At 65.1% G+C, this 22,061-nt stretch carries 9 protein-coding genes; 4 read left to right on the forward strand and 5 right to left on the reverse strand.

Features of this window, described 5'->3' with window-relative positions:
- Positions 1–453: 453 nt before the first annotated feature.
- Positions 454–10,080 carry a cadherin-like domain-containing protein gene (locus ABWO17_RS00285; RefSeq protein ID WP_353114918.1) on the forward strand — a complete coding sequence of 3,209 codons (9,627 nt, stop codon included), beginning with the start codon at positions 454–456 and terminating at the stop codon, positions 10,078–10,080.
- A 282-nt stretch (positions 10,081–10,362) separates the two neighbouring features.
- Here ABWO17_RS00285 and ABWO17_RS00290 read toward each other — a convergent pair whose 3' ends face one another.
- The 3 genes from ABWO17_RS00290 to ABWO17_RS00300 form a co-directional block, all read right to left on the reverse strand.
- The gene (locus ABWO17_RS00290) at positions 10,363–11,655 is read right to left on the reverse strand and encodes a type II toxin-antitoxin system HipA family toxin (RefSeq protein WP_353114920.1); all 1,293 of its coding nucleotides are present in this window, start codon (positions 11,653–11,655) and stop codon (positions 10,363–10,365) included.
- The gene (locus tag ABWO17_RS00295) at positions 11,648–11,896 is read right to left on the reverse strand and encodes a helix-turn-helix domain-containing protein (RefSeq protein WP_353114922.1); all 249 of its coding nucleotides are present in this window, start codon (positions 11,894–11,896) and stop codon (positions 11,648–11,650) included. Before ABWO17_RS00295 ends, ABWO17_RS00290 begins: the two co-directional genes overlap by 8 nt.
- 313 nt (positions 11,897–12,209) lie before the next feature.
- The gene (locus ABWO17_RS00300) at positions 12,210–13,562 is read right to left on the reverse strand and encodes a TolC family outer membrane protein (RefSeq protein ID WP_353114924.1); all 1,353 of its coding nucleotides are present in this window, start codon (positions 13,560–13,562) and stop codon (positions 12,210–12,212) included.
- A gap of 289 nt (positions 13,563–13,851) precedes the next feature.
- On the opposite strand from ABWO17_RS00300, the gene ABWO17_RS00305 reads away from it, so the two are divergent.
- The gene (locus ABWO17_RS00305; RefSeq protein WP_353114926.1) at positions 13,852–14,040 is read left to right on the forward strand and encodes a hypothetical protein; all 189 of its coding nucleotides are present in this window, start codon (positions 13,852–13,854) and stop codon (positions 14,038–14,040) included.
- A gap of 238 nt (positions 14,041–14,278) precedes the next feature.
- Here the strand turns inward: ABWO17_RS00305 and ABWO17_RS00310 are convergent, their stop codons facing one another.
- Together ABWO17_RS00310 and ABWO17_RS00315 are read right to left on the reverse strand one after the other, a co-directional pair.
- On the reverse strand, positions 14,279–15,886 hold the full coding sequence (locus ABWO17_RS00310; RefSeq protein ID WP_353114928.1) for a sigma-54-dependent transcriptional regulator: 1,608 nt from the start codon (positions 15,884–15,886) through the stop codon (positions 14,279–14,281).
- Positions 15,886–19,008, reverse strand: coding sequence for a response regulator (locus ABWO17_RS00315; protein WP_353114930.1), 3,123 nt, complete (start codon positions 19,006–19,008; stop codon positions 15,886–15,888). The genes ABWO17_RS00310 and ABWO17_RS00315 overlap by 1 nt, the downstream gene beginning before the upstream one ends.
- Before the next feature lie 324 nt (positions 19,009–19,332).
- On the opposite strand from ABWO17_RS00315, the gene ABWO17_RS00320 reads away from it, so the two are divergent.
- On the forward strand, positions 19,333–19,812 hold the full coding sequence (locus tag ABWO17_RS00320; protein ID WP_353114932.1) for a NapC/NirT family cytochrome c: 480 nt from the start codon (positions 19,333–19,335) through the stop codon (positions 19,810–19,812).
- A 4-nt stretch (positions 19,813–19,816) separates the two neighbouring features.
- Positions 19,817–21,406, forward strand: coding sequence for an ammonia-forming cytochrome c nitrite reductase subunit c552 (locus ABWO17_RS00325; RefSeq protein WP_502914844.1), 1,590 nt, complete (start codon positions 19,817–19,819; stop codon positions 21,404–21,406).
- Positions 21,407–22,061 lie beyond the last annotated feature (655 nt).

The raw sequence follows: 22,061 nt of genomic DNA on the forward strand, positions 1-22,061 counted from the left end.
TGCCCAAACCCCTAGCCGAAACCTGCCGGTTCGTGTATGTGCATGTATGATCGGGTTTAGTCTTGTTTGGTGGAATCCGGATTAAACATGTCAGGGTTATTTTGTAATACACGAGTAATACGAAACTAATGGGGTTGGCATCTCGGTTGCAGTGTAGGCGTTAGTCGCACGCCCGAATCCGGATTGTCCGGACACAGCCGGATTGCCGGGCGTGAGCACCCAGGGGTTTAAGAACATGCCGACAATCCTGAATAAACCAGGCCACGCGGCGAGCCCCGGAACGAATTTACGGACGGAGATGGGGAATCCGGAAAAGCCGGACGATATGCGGCGACACCGGATAAAACAGGCTGAACGCAGGCGGGGCGCGCCCGGAATCGGATTCCGAACGGCATTCCCGCACAACGCAAGGACGGAGTCGCAGCGCGCCTTCGCCAACATGGGGAGATAGCCATGGTTACGCAGAACACCACCACCACGGGTGCCGCAGCGGCGGCCCGCCACATCCAGCTGACCCAGCCGCAGGCAAACCAGCAGATTGTCATCGACAATATTGCTGGCGCGGCGCTGGATATGGGCTTTCCGTCCGAGGCGGCACAACTGGAGCAGTCCGGACAGGACCTTGTGTTCCTGTTCGAGAACGGCGGCCGCATCGTCCTTTCCAACTTTTTCGGCCTGTTCGAATCCAACCAGCTGCCCGCCTTCAACCTTGAAGACGGCCAGTCGCTGCCGGGCGACGCGTTCCTCGCGGCCCTGCGCGAAGACCTGCTGCCTGCCGCCGGCCCCGGCGCGGGCGCTGCCGCAGGCAGCGGCGGCGTGGGCGACTACGACGACAACGCGGGCGACCTGATCGGCGGCGTGGACCGCCTGGACCCGCTGGGCACCACCGGCATCGGCACGGCGGCCCTGGCGGCCATCGAGGATGAAGGGCCCGACGCCATCGACACCGTGCCCACCCTGATCATGACCACCAGCGCGCTCACCGTGTACGAATCGGACCTGGGCGACGGCAGTTCCACCTACCAGGGCACCACGGAAGGCGGCATAGCTGTTTCCGGTTCCTTCGCCATCACCGCGCCCGATGGCATTGGCTCGCTGACCGTGGGCAACAGCGTGTTCTCGGCGGCGGATCTCGCGGCGCTTGCCGGGGGCACCCCGCTGGCCGTTGATCTTGGTGCGCAGGATGCGTACGCCGACATGGTGCTGACCGGCTTTGACGGCACCAACGTGCTCTTCACCTATACCCTGGTGGACGACAGCACGCATACCCTGCTGACCCCCAGCGCGGAAGACCGCATCGAAACCGTTACCGTCATCATCACCGACGCCGACGGTGACTCTTCCCTTCCCGGCACCCTGACCATCACCATCGCGGATGACGAACCGCTCATCGGCAAGATCAACGATCCCAACCCCGAAGACGAAGTCATCCCCGACGACTACCCCGAACTCGGCACCGATGGCGTTGTCGAACACGTCTTCAGCAATGGCGAGTTCAACCTGAACTTCGACCTGACCAACGGCAGCGTTCCCGAGCTCAACAACGGCATCGTGGACCTGCGCGTGGACGGCGGCACTCCTTACTTCCGCAACGGCGCCGGGCTTGGCGTGACCTACGACGGCAACCACGTGCCCGGCGATTCGCCCGACCGCGAGAACGAACTGGGCCACCGCGACGACAAATGGTTCCATGAGCAGGAAGGCGTGGTCTTCAAGCTGGACGGCGTGGCTGACTCGTTCAGCATGGGAACCTCGGCGTTCTACAAGGGCGAGGGCGGCTCCGGCGAAATCGGCAAGGTGCTGTTCTTCCTGGGCGACGAACTTGTCGATTCGCGGGTGATCTTCGCCAACCAGCCCGGCGACAGCTACAACTTCACCAACCTGGACAACGGCGGGCTGTTCGACCGGGTGGTCATCATCGGCCTTGACTACCAGCACATGCCCAGTTTTTACGGCAGCCACGGGCACGACGTGCCCTCGGTCGGCGACAGCAGCGACTTCTACATCACCAACGTCGGCTTCCACATCGTGTCGGAAGTGGGCGTTGCCCACGGCGACCTGGACTTCACCTACGGCGCGGATGATCGCGGATCCTTCGACCTGACCTGGGCGGGCCTTGCTACCGAGACCCCGGAAGGGCAGCCCGAAGTGGCCGTCGCGCTGGACAGCTCCGATACCTCGTCCGACGGCATCTGGACCTGGGATGGCCAGCAAGTGAACGTTGTCGTCGAAGGTGAAGGCCGCATCGTCGGCTACATCGTCGGCGAATCCTCGGGCGACGAGATCAGCACTTCGGAATCGGTTTCCAACATCGCCTTCGTGCTGCAAGTCGATCCCGACACCGGGTACTGGACCTTCACCCAGAACGTGCTGCTCGATCTGCCCGACAGCGCCGGTGGCAAGCTGACCTTCAACTACACCATCACCGACAGTGACGGTGACACGGCGTCCTCGTCCTTCAACGTGACCATCATCGAAGCCGAGCGCACCCCCGACATCGACATGCCCACCGAAGCGCATGTGGTGCACGAGTCCGGGCTGTTCACGCCGTGGGCCATCGGCACCGACGCCGGGCACGACGCCGTCGTTGCCTCGGGTACCTTCGTCGTCGACATGCAGCACGAGGACTTCGCGTCCGTCACCGTGGGCGGCAAGACCTTTGCCTCGCTGGATGACCTTGACGCGGCCGGGCCGCTGTTCATCGGCGCCAACGGGCTTGTGGTGGACAACCCGCTGCTGGCCCACGCCGTGCTGGATGTCACCGGCGTCACCTATGACGACGCCACCGGCAAGTACACCGTTGCCTACAGCTACACCCTGTACGACAACGTCAGCCACACCTTCCCCGACGGTACCGAAACCGGCGACGTGATTCCCATCAGCGTCACCGACGTTTCGGGCGATTCCGCCTACGCTTCCCTGACCATCACCATCGTGGACGACGTGCCCATCGCGCACGACAACGTCGCGTGGGTGACCGAAGATGGCGGGCACGACTGGAATCCGTACACCGACGACGACACCTCCGGCAACGTCATCACCGGCAACATCTTCTGGTTGCCCGAAATGGGCGACGACCAGCAGGGCGCGGACGGCGCCAAGGTGTCGAACATCCAGTTCGGTTACCATTCCGAAGGCGTGGACGCCAACGGCGAGACCATCAACGGGCTGTACGGCACCCTGTTCATCAAGGCCGACGGCAGCTACACCTACACGCTGAACAACGGCAACGACGCGGTGCAGCACCTCATTCCGGGCGAAACCCTGAAGGAAGTCTTCACTTACACCCTGAAGGACGGCGACGGCGACACCGACACCGCCAAGCTGACCATCACCATCAACGGCGCCAACGACAAGGTGGACATCGGCTGCATCAACAGCCTGCACGTGAACGAAGACGACCTGCCGTGGGGCAGCGACGTCCACAAGGAATCGCTGACGGATTCCAGCTCGTTCATCATCACCGCCAACGACGGCCTGGACACGGTGAACATCGGCGGCGAGAACGTGATCGTGAATGGTGTGTTGCAGTCCGACCACACCATCAACACCCCCTACGGCAACCTCGTGGTCACCAGCGTGCAGAGCTTGGGCGACGGGCAGTACAAGATCTCGTACAAGTTCACCCTGGATGACAACGCACCGCATGCCAACGGCAATGGCGAAAACGACTACCTGCTCTCGCTCGGCCTGACGGTTACGGACCGCAACGGCGATTCCGACACCGACACCCTCAAGGTGCACATCACCGACGACGTGCCCACGGCATACGACAACGTCGCCAGCGTCACCGAAGATGGCGGGCACGACTGGAATCCGCATACCGACGACGACGCCTCCGGCAACGTGATCACCGGCAACATCTTCTGGCTGCCGGAAGCTGGTGACGACGTGCAGGGCGCGGACGGCGCCAAGGTTTCCAACATCCAGTTCGGCTACCACAGCGAAGGCGTGGACAACGACGGCGAAACCATCAACGGGCTGTACGGCACCCTGTTCATCAAGGCCGACGGCAGCTACACCTACACGCTGAACAACGGCAACGACGCGGTGCAGCACCTCATTCCGGGCGAAACCCTGAAGGAAGTCTTCACTTACACCCTGAAGGACGGCGACGGCGACACCGACACCGCCAAGCTGACCATCACCATCAACGGCGCCAACGACAAGGTGGACATCGGCTGCATCAACAGCCTGCACGTGAACGAAGACGACCTGCCGTTCGGCAGCGACATCTTCAAGGAATCGCTGACCGATTCCAGCTCGTTCATCGTGACCGCCAACGATGGTCTGAACATCGTGCAGATCGGCGGCGAGAACGTGATCGTGAACGGCGTGTTGCAGGCCGACCACACCATCGACACCCCCTACGGCAACCTTGTGGTTACCGGGGTGCAGAACCTGGGCGACGGGCAGTACAAGATCTCCTACTCGTTCACCCTGGACGACAACGCACCGCATGCCAACGGCAACGGCGAGAATGACTACCTGCTCTCGCTGGGGCTGAAGGTCATTGACCGCAACGGCGATTCCGATACCGATACCATTCAGGTGCACATCACCGACGACGTGCCCACGGCGTACGACAACTACGCCACGGTGACCGAAGACGGCGGGCACGACGGCAACCCCGGCACCGACGATGATGCCTCGGGCAACGTGGTGACCGGCAACTTCTTCTGGGTCAACGAACCCGGCGACGACGTACAGGGCGCGGACGGCGCCATCGTCTCCAAGATCCAGTTCGGCGCGAACTCGGTGAACGTGGACAGCAACGGCGAAACCATCAACGGGCTGTACGGCACGCTGCTGGTGAAGGCCGACGGTACCTACACCTACACGCTGAACAACTCCAATGCTGCGGTGCAGCACCTGACCACCGGCGAGCACCTGCAGGAAGTGTTCACCTACACCCTGAAGGATGGCGACGGCGACATCGACACCGCCAACCTGACCATCACCATCAACGGCGCGGACGACAAGGTGAGCCTGACCGGCCTGTGCGGCAGCGAAGGCACCGTGTACGAAGCGGGCCTGTCCGACGGCAGCCACATCGGCTTCACGGCCACCTCGTTCAACGGCGACTTCTTCGTGGACGCGAAGGACGGCCTGGATGAAATCCGCATCGAAGGCGTGAAGGTCATCGACAACGGCGTCCTGACGGGCAACAGCTTCACCAACGCCTACGGCACCATCGTGGTTACCGCGTTTGACGCCGCCACCGGCAAGGTGAGCTACACCTACACCCTTACCGACAACATCACCCACAGCACGTCGGGCGATGGCGACAGCGCGCAGTACCGCGACTTCACGGTCACGGCCGTGGACCGCGACGGCGATGCCGATTCCGCCACGCTCACTGTCAAGATCGTGGACGACAACCCCGACGCGTTCAACAACACCGCCAGCGTCACGGAAGACAGTGGCGCGGGCCAGCAGGCCACCGGCAACCTGATCACCGACCACCCCGCCGATGTGGTGGGCGCCGACGGTGCGAAGGTCAGCTTCGCTGAAGGCAGCAACTGGAAGAACATCGATGCCGATGGCGAAACCATCAACGGCCAGTACGGCACCCTGTTCGTGAAGGCCGATGGCACCTACACCTACACGCTGAACAATTCCAGCGCGGCAGTGCAGACCCTGACCACCGGCGAGAAGCTGTACGACACCTTCTCCTACACCCTGAAGGACGGCGACACCGACACCGATGGCGCCACGCTGAAGATCACCATCAACGGCGCGGACGACGGCGTGACCATCACCAACCTGACGCCTGCGGCGCAGGGCGGCGACCTGACCGTGAACGAGAACGACCTGTCGGACGGCAGCTCGCCCAACAACGGCGCGCTGACCCAGTACGGCACGTTCAACGTCTCGGCCCCCGACGGGCTGGACGAAGTGTGGGTGGGCGGCGTGAAGGTGGTGGACAACGGGGCGCTGTACGGCAGCACCTCGCAGCGCACCATCGACACCGCATACGGCAACGTGGTGGTCACCGCGTTCAACGCGGCCACCGGTGAGGTGAGCTACAGGTTCACCCTCGATGACAACGCGCCCCATACCGCCTCGGGTACCGACCCGTACTTCCTGAACCTGACGGTCACGGCGAAGGACACCGACGGCGACACCTCGGCCCCCGGCACCCTGTCCATCCAGATCGTGGATGACATCCCCGATGCCAGGGACAACACCGGCAGTGTGACGGAAGACACTTCCCTCACTGCCACCGGCAACCTGGTCACCAACAGCCCGGGCGATGTGAAGGGCGCCGACGGCGCGTCCGTCTCGCACATCGCCGGGTCTACCTCGGCCAATGTGGACGGCGACGGCGAAACCATCAACGGCCAGTACGGCACCCTGTTCGTGAAGGCCGACGGCACCTACACCTACACCCTGACCAACGGCAACGCCGATGTGCAGGGCCTGACCACGGGCGAGAAGCTGCACGACGTCTTCACCTACACCCTGAAGGACGGCGACGGCGACATCGATACCGCCACGCTGGACATCACCATCAACGGCAAGAACGACGGCGTGACCATCACCAACCTGACGCCTGCGGCGCAGGGCGGCGACCTGACCGTGAACGAGAACGACCTGTCGGACGGCAGCTCGCCCAACAACGGCGCGCTGACCCAGTACGGCACGTTCAACGTCTCGGCCCCCGACGGGCTGGACGAAGTGTGGGTGGGCGGCGTGAAGGTGATCGACGGCGGCGTTCTGGCTGCCAACGTGGCTGACCGCACCATCGACACCGCCAACGGCAACCTAGTGATCACCGCGTTCAACGCGGCCACCGGCGAAGTGAGCTACAGCTTCACCCTCGACGCGGCAGCGACGCATTCGGCGGCGGGTGTAGACAACACCTTCCTGAACCTGGCCGTGAAGGTGACCGACACCGACACCGATGTGGCCAACAGCACCCTGTCCATCAAGATCGTGGATGACATCCCCGATGCCAGGGACAACACCGGCAGCGTGACGGAAGATTCCTTGCTGCCTGCCTCCGGTAACCTGATCAACGACGCCACCGCCGACGTGAAGGGCGCCGACGGCGCGACCATCTCGCACATCGCCGGGTCTACCTCGGCCAATGTGGACGGCGACGGCGAAACCATCAACGGCCAGTACGGCACCCTGTTCGTGAAGGCCGACGGCACCTACACCTACACCTTGAACAACGGCAACGCCGATGTGCAGGCATTGAACAACGGGCAGACGCTGCACGACGTGTTCACCTACACCCTGAAGGATGGCGACGGTGACGTTGATACCGCCAAGCTGGACATCACCATCGACGGGCACACCGATAGCTACGTGCTGAACCTGTCGGGTTTGGAAAACCCGGAAGGCACCGTGTACGAAGCCGGGTTGCCTGATGGGTCCGGTACGGACGGGGTGGGCCTTGGCATGACTGGCGCCTTCACCATCACCGCCACTGCTGGCCTTGACGAAGTGTCCATCGGCGGCACCAAGGTGATTGATGGCGGCGCCCTGTTCGGTTCGCACTCCGTGGATACCGCCAACGGCAACCTTGTGGTCGACAGCCTGAACAACAACGGTGACGGCACCTACACGGTGAACTATCACTTCACCCTGGACGACAACGCCACGCATCCTGCGGGCGGCACGCTGGCCCTCGCTGTGGAAGTCTCCGACAACTTCACTGCGGGCACGCCGAATGCCACCGGCACCCTGAACATCAACATCGTCGACGACCATCCGACGGCGGTCAACGATGTGAAGGACTACGAGGGTGGCATGACCACCAACGTGGTGATCGTGCTCGACGTGTCGTGGAGCATGGACGAGGACGCTGATGGCAGCGGCCCCGGCGACGCCAGCCGCCTCGACATGGCCAAGGATGCCATTGCCGAATTGCTGGCAGCCTACAAGGACCTTGGCGCGGTGAACGTGAAGATCGTGTGGTTCAGCGACAACGCAGAAACCCATACCGGCTGGTTGTCTGGCGATACGGTGCTCGATCAGGCCGACGCCATCCTCGACCCGCTTAACCCCGTTCTGTACACCGACTACGATGACGCCATCACGCTGGTGAAGAACGAACTGGCCGATGGCCTGCCGACCGCAGACCGCTCGGTGATGTACTTCCTGTCCGACGGTGAGCCGAACCCCGCATCCGATGGCTTGAGCGGGTCCGAGGTCACCTCTTGGGAAAGCGCCCTGCAGGGTTCGCCCATCGACATGGTGTACGCCTTCGGCATGGGCACCGGCATCACCAACACCTCGGCCCTCGAACCCGTGGGCTGGGAACGCGATACGACGAGCGACGCCGACACGGTGGCCGTGATCGAGAACATGTCCGACCTGACCGCCTACCTGCTGGCCACCGTACCGACCACCGGCAACATCCTGACCAATGACGAAGGCGGTGCCGACGGCGGCAAGTCCATCGTCAGCATCACCGTGGACGGAGTGATCCACACTGCCGCGGACGCTGGCGTTGGCCCCGATGGCAAGCTGGACATTGACCTTGGCGACGGCAAGGGCACCCTGACCATCGACTTCGACGACGGCAGCTACCTGTTCACGCCGGGCGCCTACCCGACGGGTACCGAGGTCATCAACTACGTGATCCAGGACGGCGACGGCACGCAGTCCAACGCCACCCTGACCCTGAACCTGCACGGCAACTACATAGACGCGCACGACAACTACGCCAACGCTCCGGCACCCGGCAGTAGCGCGACGACGGAACAGTTCAACAACGACTCCCATGGCTGGACCACGGACGGCTACGGTTCTTCTGGTGACGACGACGGGCATGTCGTGCGTACCGGCGGCAGCGACCCCGAGCTTGAGATTGGCCTGACAGCCAACTCAGGCAGCATCTCCAGCGTCAAGGAAGTTACCGTTGCGGCCAACGACACGATCAGCTTCGACTGGCGGGCGGTGCTTACCGGCACCACCAATGCGGCGCAGCATGACAACGACCGGGTAGAGGTTTTGATCAGTGGCGGCGGCGGTACGACCCTTCTCTACACCGTAGGGAGCAGCAGCCTCGCTTCGGGGACGTTCTCCCACACCTTCACCACTGCGGGAACCTACACGGTAACCGTGCGGGTGACGGACGGAGCGAACGGGGCAGGGTCGACGGGTTCCTGGCCGAACCCGGTCTACAATAACGGCCTCAACGTCTACATCGACGACGTGGTATTCACCCACGCCATCGCCGGTGCGGCCCTGCTGGGCAACGTGATCACCGACCATGCCGGTTCCGACATCGCCGACGCACTCGTCAACACGACGGCGACGGTAACGGAAGTGAACGGGCAGGCCATCAGCGGTGGCACCGACATCGCTGGCGACTACGGCACGTTGCACATCAACCCGGACGGCTCGTACGAGTACCACGCCAATGCGGGCGTGGCGGCCGGGAACGATGATGCCTTCGTGTACAAGTTGTCCAGTGCGGACGACAGCGACTACGCAACCCTCAACATCCACATCGGCAGCGGTGACACGCACGTGCAGGCCAGCGCGGAAAGCTGGACCGGCAGTGGCAACACCAACGACTTCCACTTGGGCGGCACCGGCGGTGACACCCTGAACGGTGGCAACGGCGACGACGTCATCTTCGGCAACTACGGCAACGACATCATCCACGGCAACGCCGGGAACGACACCCTGCACGGCAATGCCGGTAACGACTTCCTGTACGGCGACGCGGGCAACGACATCCTCGTCGGCGGGCAGGGCAGCGATACCCTGACCGGCGGCGCGAATGCCGACACCTTCGTGTGGAACGCGGAAGACTTCACCTCGGGCGCCACGGACGTGGTAACCGACTTCAAGCCGGGTGCTTCCGGCGAGAACGACGTGCTCCGCTTCGCCGACGTGCTGCTTGACCATGACGGGGACAGCGCCAACGGCATCAGCACCAGCCTGATCGCCAGTGGTGACCTGACGCAGGTGGGCAGCTCCAACGATGTGCAGCTTACCCTGCACCACGGTGGTGAGACGCAGTTCGTGACCTTGCAGGGTGCGCTGGAACACAACTCGCTGGCCGAGATCGAACAGCACATCCTGAACAACAAGATCATCACTGAAAACAGCTAACCGGCGCGCCGCCCCCGGCGGCACACCCTGAACACACGGACGCCCCGGCCTTGGCCGGGGCGTCTTGCGTTTGCGGGGCGGGATTGGCGCGGGTGGCCCCCAGCACACGAACTGTCACAGGTAGTGTCCAGGGTAGTGTCCAGAATTTTGCGCACTTTCAGTCGCCGCTCAGTTGGCGTGATGTTGGCTCTTCTTTTCACTCCTGCAACAGGCGCATGTTGAGATAACATCAAGAATTTTATGCACTTTCCGCCACCGTACCAGAAAAGGCTGCCGCCGTGTTCAGGCAGGCGGGGCGGCTGCGTTCTGGCCGGGGCGCAGCGCCAACGTCTGCAAGCCAGCCTCCCATGCCGCGCGCATGGCGCGCCCCACATGGCGGAACGCCGGTTCGTCCCGTATCCAGGCGTTCAGGTCTTCCATGGTCCGGGAAACCCCGTGTTCCACATCTTCCAGGCAATGGCCCGCCTCCCGCGCATTCAGCCCGCACGCCGTGCGCCCGAACTCCATAAGGACCTTTCGGTCCGGCCAGCGCTTGGTGCCCTGCATGGTCAGCGCCATGACGTCCTGCGGGAGATACGGCGTGGTGGTGACAAGGTCGAAGGCCGGGGCCATGGTTCCCTGGCGGGTGGCTGGCGAATCATAGACGATGCCAAAGTTCTTCAGGTGCGCATCGCCGTTCCGAATCACCACCGAAAGCGCCACCGTCCTGAAGAACTGCGCAAGGGCCGCCGGGCGGGCGTTTGCCACCACGAAGGTGCGGAGCGCCCTGGCCGCCTGTTCGTACGAGCCCGTGTACTTTTGCCTGGCCGACTTGTTGAGCAGGACGCAGCAGTCCTCGAACCCCATGAAACTGCCGTCGGGGTTACGGTCGAACCTGCTGACCACAAGGAAGCGGCGGTCATCGGACATCTCGGTGCGGGCTACCGGCAGACCGGCACGGGCCGCCGCCAGCATGCACAGGGTCTCGTTGAGCGCGAGTTCCGGGAACTCTCCAGCCTGCCAGGTCTTCACGATGTGGGTAGGCATCCGCACGGTAAGCCGGGCCGGTTCGGCCTCTGCGTGGTTCGCCTCCGTCGCACGGACCATGACCTTTGGCTGCGCGCCGGAAAGGCCGGAATGCAGGGCGTACATGCGCATCAGGTCTTCGAAGAGATGCTCCGTGCCCTTGGCGCGCAGGATGTCGCCAAGACTGACGGCGGGTATGTCGCCCCCCCCATCCGGTTGACCCTGTTGACCCGGTTGATCTGGCTGTTCCGCAAGCGGCTCGCCCGGCGCGGTGTAGCGCAGGCGACCGATCTGGGAATGCCCGGTGAGCCGCAGCAGTTCCAGGTCGTCATACCGGGGCAGGGTTTTTGCGACCACGGTATCGAACCACAGGCGCAGCGCACCCTCGGGCAGGTTCTGCTCGAAGATGGGGTGCAGCACATGGTGCAGCCAGCTTTCCGGGCGGGGTGGCATCATGACCGATACGGCTGTGCCGGGCTGGGTTCCTGGCCGGTAGGTGAAGGAGCATTCCCACTGGCCATGTCGGTTCAGTAAGCCGCTCGGGGTGTCTCCGGCCCAGACGTCAAGCATGGTCGTCCTCCATGGTTTCGCCAAGGACCGGCAGGTGCCCGGCAGGGCGGACATGCAGTTCGAAATCCATGGCCTCCAGGACGCGGATCAGTTTCCTGAACCCGAGGTCGTGGATGGTTCCCTTTTCGAGCCGGATCAGGGTTTCGCGGGACAAACCCGCAACCTGCGCGAGGGCAGCCTGGGTGACTCGCCGCTCCTTCCGGGCGTTCCTGATGGCCATGCCGATCTCGAAAGCGTCCATGTGCACTCCAATAAGAAGTGATGTATTTTTCACTTAAATAGATTTTTATGCCAAAAAGTCAAGCATTGATCACTTTTTGATGGCGCGCGTAAGGCGCTCCCCGCTGCACGCGGGCCTGGTGCACGCCCGTCAGGAGTTCGGCGCGTTGCGTCCCCCCCAGCAGGGGCGGGATGCCAGGTTCGCCATCGGTCTGCGTGTGGCCTCCGCCGCTCGTGGCGATCTCCTCCCTGCTCCCGCCCTTGCCCATGCCACGCAAAAAGGGGCCGGTCCTGCGGACCAGCCCCTTCGGGTATGCCGTTCTCTGCGGGAGCGGCTATTGCTCGGTAGGCTTGCGCAGGGCGTCGCGGTCGATGCCCAGGCTGTCCAGCAGCTTGCCGCCAAGGGCCAGCAGGCGGTACTGGGCGCCGGCATCGTTCATGCGCGAGGTCACTTCCTGAATGGACGAGCTGTACAGTTCGTTTTCGGCGTCCAGCACGTCCAGCAGGCTGCGCTGGCCCACCAGGAACTGCTGCATGTACGCGTCACGGGTCTGCACGTTGTAGTCGATGGCAGACAGGAAGAAGCGCTGCTGTTCGCGGGCGGACAGCATCTGGGTCCAGGTGGCGCGGGTTTCGCGGCCCAGTTCGTCGATCTGGTTTTGCAGTTCCTGACGGCTCTGGCGCGAACGGGCGGAGGCACCCTTCACCGCGGCCACGTCGGCGCCGCCGTTGAACAGGTTCCAGCTCATGCGCAGCATGGCGGCGGTGCCCCATTCATGGTCACGGCTGCTTTCCACCTGGTCCTTGTAGGTGGGGCCCACTTCCGCGTAGATCACGGGGTGGTAGCCGGACTTGGCAAGGTCGATTTCCGCTTCAGAGGTGCGCACGTCGGAAATCAACGCCTGCACCTTGGGGTTGCTGGACTGGCTGTCGGCCAGTGCTGCATCGGCGCTGGGCGGGGTGGTCAGGGGGGCTTCCGCCGGACCCATGGTTTCGGGCACCATCTTGCCGGTCAGGCGCAGGTAGGCGGCTTCTGCCACCTGCAAGGCGGCGCGTGCTTCGGTAAGGGTGGACTGCGAACGGGCCAAACGGCCCTGGGTCTGGGTGACGTCGGAAACGCTGGCCGCGCCCATGCGCGAACGTTCCTGCTGCGAACCCAGGATGGATTCGTGCTGCTGCACGTTGATCTCGGACAGGCGGACGATTTCACGCTGGCGCAGCACTTCGATGTGCGCGAGCACGGCGTCCAGCCCAAGGGCTTCGGCATTGTCGATGAGGCGGCTATCCACCGACCCCAGCTTGTTCTTGTTGATGTCCACACGGCTGGCGGTGGCAAGGCCGTCCCAGATGGTCTGGCTGAGGGTCAGCGACCCTTCGCTGCGGTCGTACCAGTCGTTTTCATTGTTGGTGGCTCGGGTGGAGCGGTCGTTGTACTGCTCCACGCCTACGCCGCCGCGCACGTCAAGGCGCGGAAACCAGCCGGCACGCGCGCGGTCAACGTCGTGTTCGGCGGCCTGGCGGTTTTCCTGGAAGGCCTTGAGGCGGGGATGCGTTTCAAGGGTGTTGACGACTGAGTCTTTCAGCGTCACTTCCTGTGCCTGCGCCGGCCCCCCGATCGCAAGCCCCAGCACGGCGGCCAGCGCGCAGAACGCGAGCCAGCGCCGTTTTTGCGATTTCCTTTCCTTCATGACAGTCCTCCTCTTTGGCCCCCCACCGTACAGGCGGATCGGAGAGCGCGTATTGATTCCGAAAACATGGCGCGGGGCAAGCCCACACTTTCTACTTTTACTGCGATACTACAGGCAACACTACATTGTTTTTGCCGCCATGCGCAATAGGGTTAGTTACAAGGCCTGAAGGTTTTTTGGGGAATTTTGCCGTTTCGCCGGGGCGGATCATGCCCGGTCCGTACCTGATCTACTGGGCCTGGGCTGCGCGATCCGGGTGCCGTCAAAAGCGCCAGGACGCGAAAATTCCATGCCGCACGACGTCCAGAAACATCTGACGCCATGCGGAACGCACGTGCAGGAAGGTGTGGCGATTTTTCATGCTCTTCATAAGGTGCGCGAGGGCAATGAGGCAGGTATTTTCGCGATGTTTCCGCAGTACAAGGCAATTCATGGGAAAGATGCAAAAATAATGGATGCCTGCCATATAGGGTCGTAACGTAGAATCGTCACGGGTTCCCCCCACTCGTGGCAGGCTCCGTATTGCCCCCTTTCCGGTTGCCCGCTCCGCGCCGGAAAGGGGGCTTGTCATGGGGGGTGGGGGGCGAAGAAATACGCAAAGCCGCGCCGTGCCCGGATGACGGGTGCGGCGCGGCTGGTGTGTCCGGCAGGCAGGATGGCGGGGGGCGCGGTGCAGCCCTGGCTCGCGGTCGTCTGATCGGCGAGCCGATGCGCGGTCAGTCGGCTTTGCCGAGGTCGTGTTTCTTGAGCAGTTCGTAGAAGTGCCCGCGCGAGATGTCGGCCAGCCGCGCCGCCTCGCGGATGTCGCCGCCACAGTGGGCCAGCATGCGGGCCACGTAGGCGCGTTCCGCGTCGGCCTTGTGGGCGCGCAGGGTGGGCGGGGCGGCGTTCGGTGCGAATCCCGGCGGGACGGCATCCGCCTGCCCGGTCATGCCCGGCGAGCCGTTCTGCTCTGCCCCGCCCGGGGGCACGGCCAGTCCAGCCGACCTCACCGGGGCCGTCAACCTTTCCGGACTCACGGGGCCCGCCGGGCCCGCCGCGACCAGCGCGTGGCCGTCCATCCTGTCGCGGGCCACCCTTACCCGGATTTCGGTGGGCAACTGCCGCGCGTACAGGGTTGTTTCGTCGCGCGCGGCGGCGCAGGCGCGTTCCACGGCGTGCACCAGTTCGCGCACGTTGCCGGGCCACGGGTAGCTGGCCACGGTTTCCAGAAAATCATCGGCCGGAAACTTCGGGGGCAGGTCGTGCCGCTGGCAGAACCTGTCCACGGCCCAGGCACACAACTCGGGCACGTCTTCCGTGCGTTCCCGCAGCGGGGGCAGGGTGATGGTCAGGCCGCGCAGCCGGTACAGCAGATCGCTGCGGAACATGTCCAGCCGCACCATTTCGTGCAGGTCCTTGTTGGTGGCCGCCACCAGGCGAAAGTCGCTCTCCACTTCCTTGCTGGCGCCCACCGGGCGAAAGCGCCGCAATTCCAGCGCCCGCAGAAAGGCCCCCTGGATGGCCAGGGGCAGGTCGCCGATTTCGTCCAGAAACAGCGTACCCCCGTGGGCCAGGCGCAGCAGCCCGTCGCGGCTGCGGTCCGCGCCGGTGAAGGCCCCGCGCACGTGGCCGAAAAGCTGGCTTTCCACCAGGTTTTCGGTCAGCGAGGCACAGTCCAGAGTGACGAACGGACCCGCCGCCCGCGCGCTGTTGCGGTGCACGGCGCGGGCGAACAGTTCCTTGCCGGTGCCGGTTTCGCCCAGCACCAGCACGTTGACCGAGCTGGCCGCCGCCTCGGCCATCAGTTCCAGCGCGGCGTCGAGGGCCGGGGCGTTGCCCACGATGCCCTCGCGTGACAGCGGAACGGGGGCGGGCGCGACGGACGGCACGGCAGTGACTGGCGAACCCGGAGCATTGTCGGCCTGCGATATGCCGGATACGGCGCCGTTGCCTCCGCCGCCCGTCCGCCGCGCCCTGCCGCTGCGGTAGGCCAGCACGCGGGACAGCGAAAGGGTGATGTCCTGCACGCGCAGGGGCTTTTGCAGGTATTCCCACACCCCGTGGCGCAGGGCGGTTTCCGCGCCGTCCGCATCGCCGAAGCCGGTGACCACGATGATTTCCGGGGCGCATGGCAGGCGGCCGAAGGTGGTCACGTGGGCCAGACCGTTGCCGTCGGGCAGCAGCACGTCCAGATAGACCACGTCGGGCTCCCCGGTGGCGGCCAGGCGCAGCCCCTCGTCCAGGGTGGCGGCGGTGAGGGCCTCGTGTCCCATGCCCACGGCCACCTCGCCCAGCATGGTGCGGACCATGGCTTCGTCGTCCACCACGAGTATGCGGGCCATCAGCGATGCGTCTCCTTTGCCGGGACGGTACCCGGCGTTGCGGTAGCGGTTGCGCCGCTTGCGTCCCCTGAACCCGTGGTGTCCCTTGTGCCCCTTGTGCCCCTTGTGCCCCTTGCGCTCATGATATCGGACGCGCCATCCGGGCTGGTGACGGCGCGCACGCGGGCCACGCCTGCCTCCAGCAGCGGCAGCAGCCGGTTCAACAGATCGGGCAAATCGGGCATATCGACTTGCGGGGCGCCGGGCGCAGTGGCGGGTCGGGCCGCCGCCTGTTCCATGGCCTCGCACAGCCCATGCAGGGCCGCAAGGCGCAGCATGCCCGCCGAGTTGCGCAGGGCGTGCGCCTCGCGCAGGGCGTCATGGCGTCGGCCCTCGCGCACGGCGGCGGTCAGCGCGTCGCGCCGGGCGTCCACCTCGTCCAGAAAGGCCCGGCACAGTTTGACGAACAGGGGGCGGTTGCCGCCCAGGGCTTCCAGCGCGGCGGCCTCGTCCATGACGTCGGGCGTGGCGGGCGCGACAACTGGGCCGTGAGCGTCGGGCGCGTGGGAAGAGCCGGAAGGAGCGGCAAGGCCGAACGTGGTGGGCACGTCGCCCGTGCCCTGTCCGGCATGCGCGCGGGATGCGGGGGCGTCAGCCTCGGCGGGGCCTGTCCCGGCGCGGGAAGCAGCCGGGCCGTCCCCGTCGCGCCAGTGGTGCATGCCATCGGCGTAGCCGTCGGTACCGGGGCATTCCAGGGGGGTACCCCCGGCGGCGGCATCGGCCACGGCAGCCAGCAGCATGGCGGCGGTCAGCGGTTTGCACACGCAGCCGGTCATGCCCGCGTCGAGCAGGGCGGCGCTTTCTCGGCCCACGGCAGATGCAGTGACGGCCAGCACCGGCATGTCCGGCGCAACCCCCGGCACCTGCCCGGCGCGCAGGCGGCGCACCACCTCGGTGCCGTCGCAGCCGGGCATGCGCACGTCCAGCAGGGCCAGATCGGGCCGCAGTTCCTCCAGCAGGCGCAGGGCCTCCATACCGTCCGTGGCCACCGCCACCCGGTGCCCGGCACCGCGCAGCACGTCCTGCATGAACAGTCGGTTCACCGGGTTGTCGTCGGCCACCAGCAGCCGCAACGGGACGGCGGTGCCGCTGGCCGGTCCGGCTGCCGGTATGTGGTCGGGCTTTTTCGTCATCGGCGGGGCCGGGCAGGCGTGCCGTTCTTCGGGGGGGGCCACCCACGCGGCCAGCCCCATGTCTTGCGCGGCGGTGCCTTCAGCGGGAGCGGCACCTGTCGCGTCACCATCCGCGCCACCGCCGGGGGGCGGCCCCGCCACGGTGAACCGGGCGGTGAACCAGAATTCGCTGCCCGCGCCCGGCGTGCTGGATACGCCGATGTCGCCGTCCAGCATGCGGGCGATTTCGCGCGAGATGGCCAGGCCAAGGCCGGTGCCGCCAAGGCACAGCGAAGTGGCCGCCTCGCCCTGCACGAAACTTTCGAAAATCGATTCCTGCTGCTCCGCCGGAATGCCCACGCCCGTATCCACCACGGCAAAGCGCAGCAGCACGTCGCCTGGGCCGGTTCCGGCCTCCGGTCGCATCACGGGTCCTGCCGCTGCCGGGGTGGGTTGCGGCACCAGGTTCACCACCACGGCGATGCCCCCCTGACGGGTGAACTTTACCGCATTGCCGATGAGGTTGCCGAGGGCCTGACGCAGCCGGAAGTCGTCACCCACCAGCGCCTCGGGCACGTTATCCGCCACGTGCAGCGTCAACGAAAGCCCCTTGCGTTCACCCGCGAAGCGGAACAGTCCCAGGCACGCCTCCAGCGAGGGGCGCAGCCGGAAGGTGCGCGGCGCAAGGCGCATCCGGCCCGATTCCAGACACGAAAAGTCCGTGATGTCGTTGACGATTTCCAGAAGATTCGCGGCGGCGCAACGCAACTGGCCCAGATATTCGTTGTAGCGGGCCTCGTGTTCCGCCTGGGGCGCATCATCATAATAGATGGATGCTGCGGCAGGGGAGACAGCGGCGGCTGCGGCGCCGGACGGGGTGTCCGGGGCATCTGGCCCGCCTGGCCCACGTGGCCTGTCCGGCTGCCAGGGCGGTTCCGCCCGCATCTGCCGCCCCGGTCGGAAGCCGGACAGCAGTTCCGCCATGCCGATGATGCCGGTGAGCGGGGTGCGCATGTCGTGGCTCATGTTGGCCAGAAAGGCGCTTTTCATGCGGTTGGCCGCCTCGGCCAGGGCCTTCTTGCGGCTGACCTGCAACGACGCCCCGCCAATGCCCAGCAACCCCACCACGCCGATGATGGCGTAAGCCAGCCCCATCTGGTCCAGGCGCTGGTGTTCCAGCGCCAGCAGCGGCGCCGCCGCAATGGACACGCTGATGCCGCCGCGCAGGCCGCCCACGGTGTCGTCGGCGGTGCGGTGGCAGCCCAGGCACGACTGGTCGGCCATCAGCGGGGCCATGTAGCGGAAGCTGGGGCCGTGCCGGGTGTCGCCGCTGTTGGCGGTTTTTTCCGTGGCGTGGGGGTGTTCGTCGGTAGGGGGCAGGGCCAGGGTGAAGGTTTCCCGCGCGCCCTTGCTGAAGGCCAGCAGCGACTCGTTTTCCCACGGGTCGGCCTCGTTTTCCTGCCGTAGGGGATGCAGGCCGGTGATGCGAAAGCTGACGCCCTGGCTGGTGGTGAGAAATTCCGAGATCTGGCGGGTCATGTAGGCCGGGTTCATGCGGGTGAGCATGGTGCCGTCGGCTGCCAGCAGGGTGCGTTGGTCGGGCGGCAGCCAGGGGTTGGGCCGCCCCAACTCGCTGGTCCGCACGAATACCCCGCCGTGGGCCGCGTTCCAGGCCCTTGTGGACACGATCTGCGAAAAGAACGCCCGGGCCTGCAACAGCGCCAGCTCGCGGACGTGGGCTGCCTCGTTGCGGGCGTTCCACTGGTACAGGGCCAGCAGCAGCACCCCCCACAGGGCCACCAGCACGGCGGGGACGATGAAGGTCTGGATGTTCCAGCGCAGGGCCGGGCGCCTGCGGCGCAGCCGGAAGCGCAGGCCTCTTGCCGCGCGGCCCGTGGCGGCACCGGGCGTTTCGTTGACCGGTGGTGCCGGGCGCGCCGAAGGCTGGTGCTGTGTCTGGTGTTGCGTCATGGGGTGTCCCCCTGTGCGGAGTCAGGAAATTCCGAAAAGGCTGACTCTGTCAGATTTTTCTGTCTATTTGTCATGTAAACATGACAAGCGCAAGGCATGTCTCGCCCTACGCACGTTGTGTTCCCAAATCCAACACACTGAAATTATTTTTGAAGGAAAGGATGTGCCGGATTTCACGCAACGGCACGGGTCTTGAAGACTGTACGTCACCAAGTGCCGTGCGCACCCGTCGGGCTGAACGGGCGCGGGCACGGATGCACCCGGAGGCGCGACCCTCCGCCGCACGCGGGCGGGGCGGGCGCCCTCCACAGCAAGGAGGCGGAAATGTCAGAGGAAGCACCTCGCAACGGACGTACGGGGCTGCGGCTCATCGTCGTCGGGGCGGCCCTTGGGGTCGTGCTGGCGGCGGGGGCGGGCTTCGGCATGAAGGTCACGGACCGGCGTCCGTTCTGCGCGAGCTGTCACATCATGCAGGAGGCGGCGTTGACGCACAAGGCGTCCACCCACGCCAACCTGGCCTGCAACGAGTGCCACGCTCCGCACAACCTGGCCGCCAAGCTGCCCTTCAAGGCGGTGGCGGGGGCCAAGGACGCGTACATGAACACGCTGGGCAGGCCGGACGACGTGATCCATTCGGGCCAGTCCACCAAGGACGTGGTCAACGCCAACTGCAAGGCATGCCACACCATGACCAACACGCAGGTGGCCAGCATGGATTCCAAACCCTATTGCGTGGACTGCCACCGCAATGTCCAGCACATGCGCATGACGCCGATCAGCACAAGGAAGGTCGCCGATGGATAACCTGATGAAAGACACGCTGTCGCTTCGCACGGTGCGCGGCATGGCCCGCAGGGGGGGCCTGCTGCTGGCCGTTGCGCTCGTCCCCTTCATGCTCGCGGGCTGTTCCGACGTTGCGGAGCTGAAGGCCCCGGTGTTCAAGACAAAGATCGCGGCGGATGAAACCCGCAGCAGCGCCTTCAAGGCGGAATTTCCCCAGCAGTCCGCCAGCTACCAGCGCAACGACGAAAGCACCGTGATGACCGAATTCAACGGCTCGGTGCCGTTCAACAAGAACGACAACGTCAGCCCGCTGCCCGAAGGCTACAAGCACGCCCAGCCGTACCTGAAGAACCTGTGGCTGGGCTACCCCTTCAGCTACGAGTACCGCAACGCGCGCGGCCACACCAAGGCGCTGGAAGACTTCCTGCACATCGACCGCATCAACACCTATGCGGAAAAGGGCGGCCTGCCCGCCACCTGCTGGAACTGCAAGACCCCCAAGATGATGGGCTGGGTGAAGCAGTACGGCGACGACTTCTGGGCCAAGGACGTCAACGAGTTCCGCGACAAGATCGACATGAAGGACGAGACCATCGGCTGCGCCAACTGCCACGACCCGCAGACCATGGAGCTGCGCCTGTACAGCGAACCCCTGAAGGACCAGTTGAAGGCGCAAGGCAAGGACTGGGACAAGCTGTCGCGCAACGACAAGCGTTCGCTGGTCTGCGGCCAGTGCCACGTGGAATACTACTTCCAGGACAAGGAAAAGGGCGTCGCCAAGAAGCCCGTGTTCCCGTGGGCCGACGGGTATGATCCCAAGGACATGTACGCCTACTACAAGACGGCGGGCAATTCGCAGGCCAAGGGCTTTGAGGGCAACTTCGTGGACTGGACGCACCCCGTGTCCAAGACGCCCATGATCAAGGCCCAGCATCCCGAATACGAAATGTGGCAGAACGGCGTGCATGGCGCGGCGGGCGTGTCCTGCGCCGATTGCCACATGGGCTACACCCGCACCGACGACAAGAAGAAGATATCCGGCCACTGGTGGACATCGCCCCTGAAGGACCCGGACATGCGCGCCTGCCGCCAGTGCCATTCGGACAAGAGCCCCGACTACCTGCGCTCGCGCGTGCTGTTCAGCCAGCAGAAGACCTACGACCAGTTGCTGAAGGCCCAGGACCTGTCGGTGAAGGCGCACGAGGCCGTGCGTCTGGCCTCGGAATTCCAGGGCGCCAAGCCCGCCAACCATGACGAACTGATGATTCAGGCGCGTGAAATGGTGCGCAAGGGCCAGTTCTTCTGGGATTACGTGTCCGCCGAGAACAGCGTGGGCTTCCACAACCCGGCCAAGGCGCTGGATACGCTGGCCTCTTCGCAGCAGTACAGCCAGCAGGCCGTGGACCTGGCCAGCGAGGCCACCGGCTTCGCCATCTCCAAGGATCTGGCGGGCGACATCCACAAGATCGTGCCGCCCATCCTGAAGCACACCCGCAAGTTGCAGCAGGATCCCGAACACATGAAGACGCATGTCTGGTTCAAGTACATCCCTGTCCTGCCCAAGGCGGACAAGGTGTGGGACGGCCAGAAGAAGCTGGTTTCCACCGCCCAGTAGGGCGGCGCGAAAGGAAGGGAGGCGGGGGCCGGGTGGTCCCCGCCGGACTTGAGACACGTGGATATGGTGGCATGTTGGCCAGGCAGGATGCAGCCATGCAGGATGCAGACAGGATGCAGGCCCGGGCGACATGTGTACCTACGACATGACGTGCCGCGCGGGCGGCATGCGGCGCGCGCCGGATCGATTTCCCACGGCGCGCGCCGCCGGACCGGACAGGCCCCCCCGGATATTCCGGGCAGGCCGGTTCCTTTCCGGGGGCCGCAGCCCGAATCGTCGCCCGCGCGGCGCATTGCAGACATGGTTTCGTCTTGGATCTCCTTCACAGGGACACGACAGACAGAAGGGCGCCCATCGGGGGCGCCCTTCGTCGTTGTGCGTGGGGGGGGAGGGGGATGCCTGTAGCGGCGGGAAGGGTAGATAGGTCCGGGCAGGTCCGGGCAGGACCGGGCAGGTTCGTGCACGCAGGGCAAGCTTGGGCAGGACTGGGCCGGGCAGGGCAGGCGGGCTGTCCACTGGCAGTGGAATTGCCGATACAGGCGACTTGCCGTGCAAACCGTGCCGCGCTACAGGCTACGCGATACGGCAGCGGCACCGCGCGGAGCGGTCCTGCCCCGCAGGGATGCAGCCCGGCGTCCCGCCTTTTTCCCCTTTT

It is taken from the genome of Nitratidesulfovibrio sp. (assembly GCF_040373385.1).
GTDB lineage: Bacteria > Desulfobacterota > Desulfovibrionia > Desulfovibrionales > Desulfovibrionaceae > Cupidesulfovibrio.

Coding starts and splice junctions, on each gene's coding strand:
- ABWO17_RS00300 (WP_353114924.1), bottom strand. CDS start 13,562: ATGAAGGAAAGGAAATCGCAAAAACGGCGCTGGCTCGCGTTCTGCGCG.
- ABWO17_RS00285 (WP_353114918.1), top strand. CDS start 454: ATGGTTACGCAGAACACCACCACCACGGGTGCCGCAGCGGCGGCCCGC.
- ABWO17_RS00310 (WP_353114928.1), bottom strand. CDS start 15,886: ATGGCCCGCATACTCGTGGTGGACGACGAAGCCATGGTCCGCACCATG.
- ABWO17_RS00320 (WP_353114932.1), top strand. CDS start 19,333: ATGTCAGAGGAAGCACCTCGCAACGGACGTACGGGGCTGCGGCTCATC.
- ABWO17_RS00325 (WP_502914844.1), top strand. CDS start 19,817: ATGAAAGACACGCTGTCGCTTCGCACGGTGCGCGGCATGGCCCGCAGG.
- ABWO17_RS00305 (WP_353114926.1), top strand. CDS start 13,852: ATGCCGCACGACGTCCAGAAACATCTGACGCCATGCGGAACGCACGTG.
- ABWO17_RS00290 (WP_353114920.1), bottom strand. CDS start 11,655: ATGCTTGACGTCTGGGCCGGAGACACCCCGAGCGGCTTACTGAACCGA.
- ABWO17_RS00295 (WP_353114922.1), bottom strand. CDS start 11,896: ATGGACGCTTTCGAGATCGGCATGGCCATCAGGAACGCCCGGAAGGAG.
- ABWO17_RS00315 (WP_353114930.1), bottom strand. CDS start 19,008: ATGACGCAACACCAGACACAGCACCAGCCTTCGGCGCGCCCGGCACCA.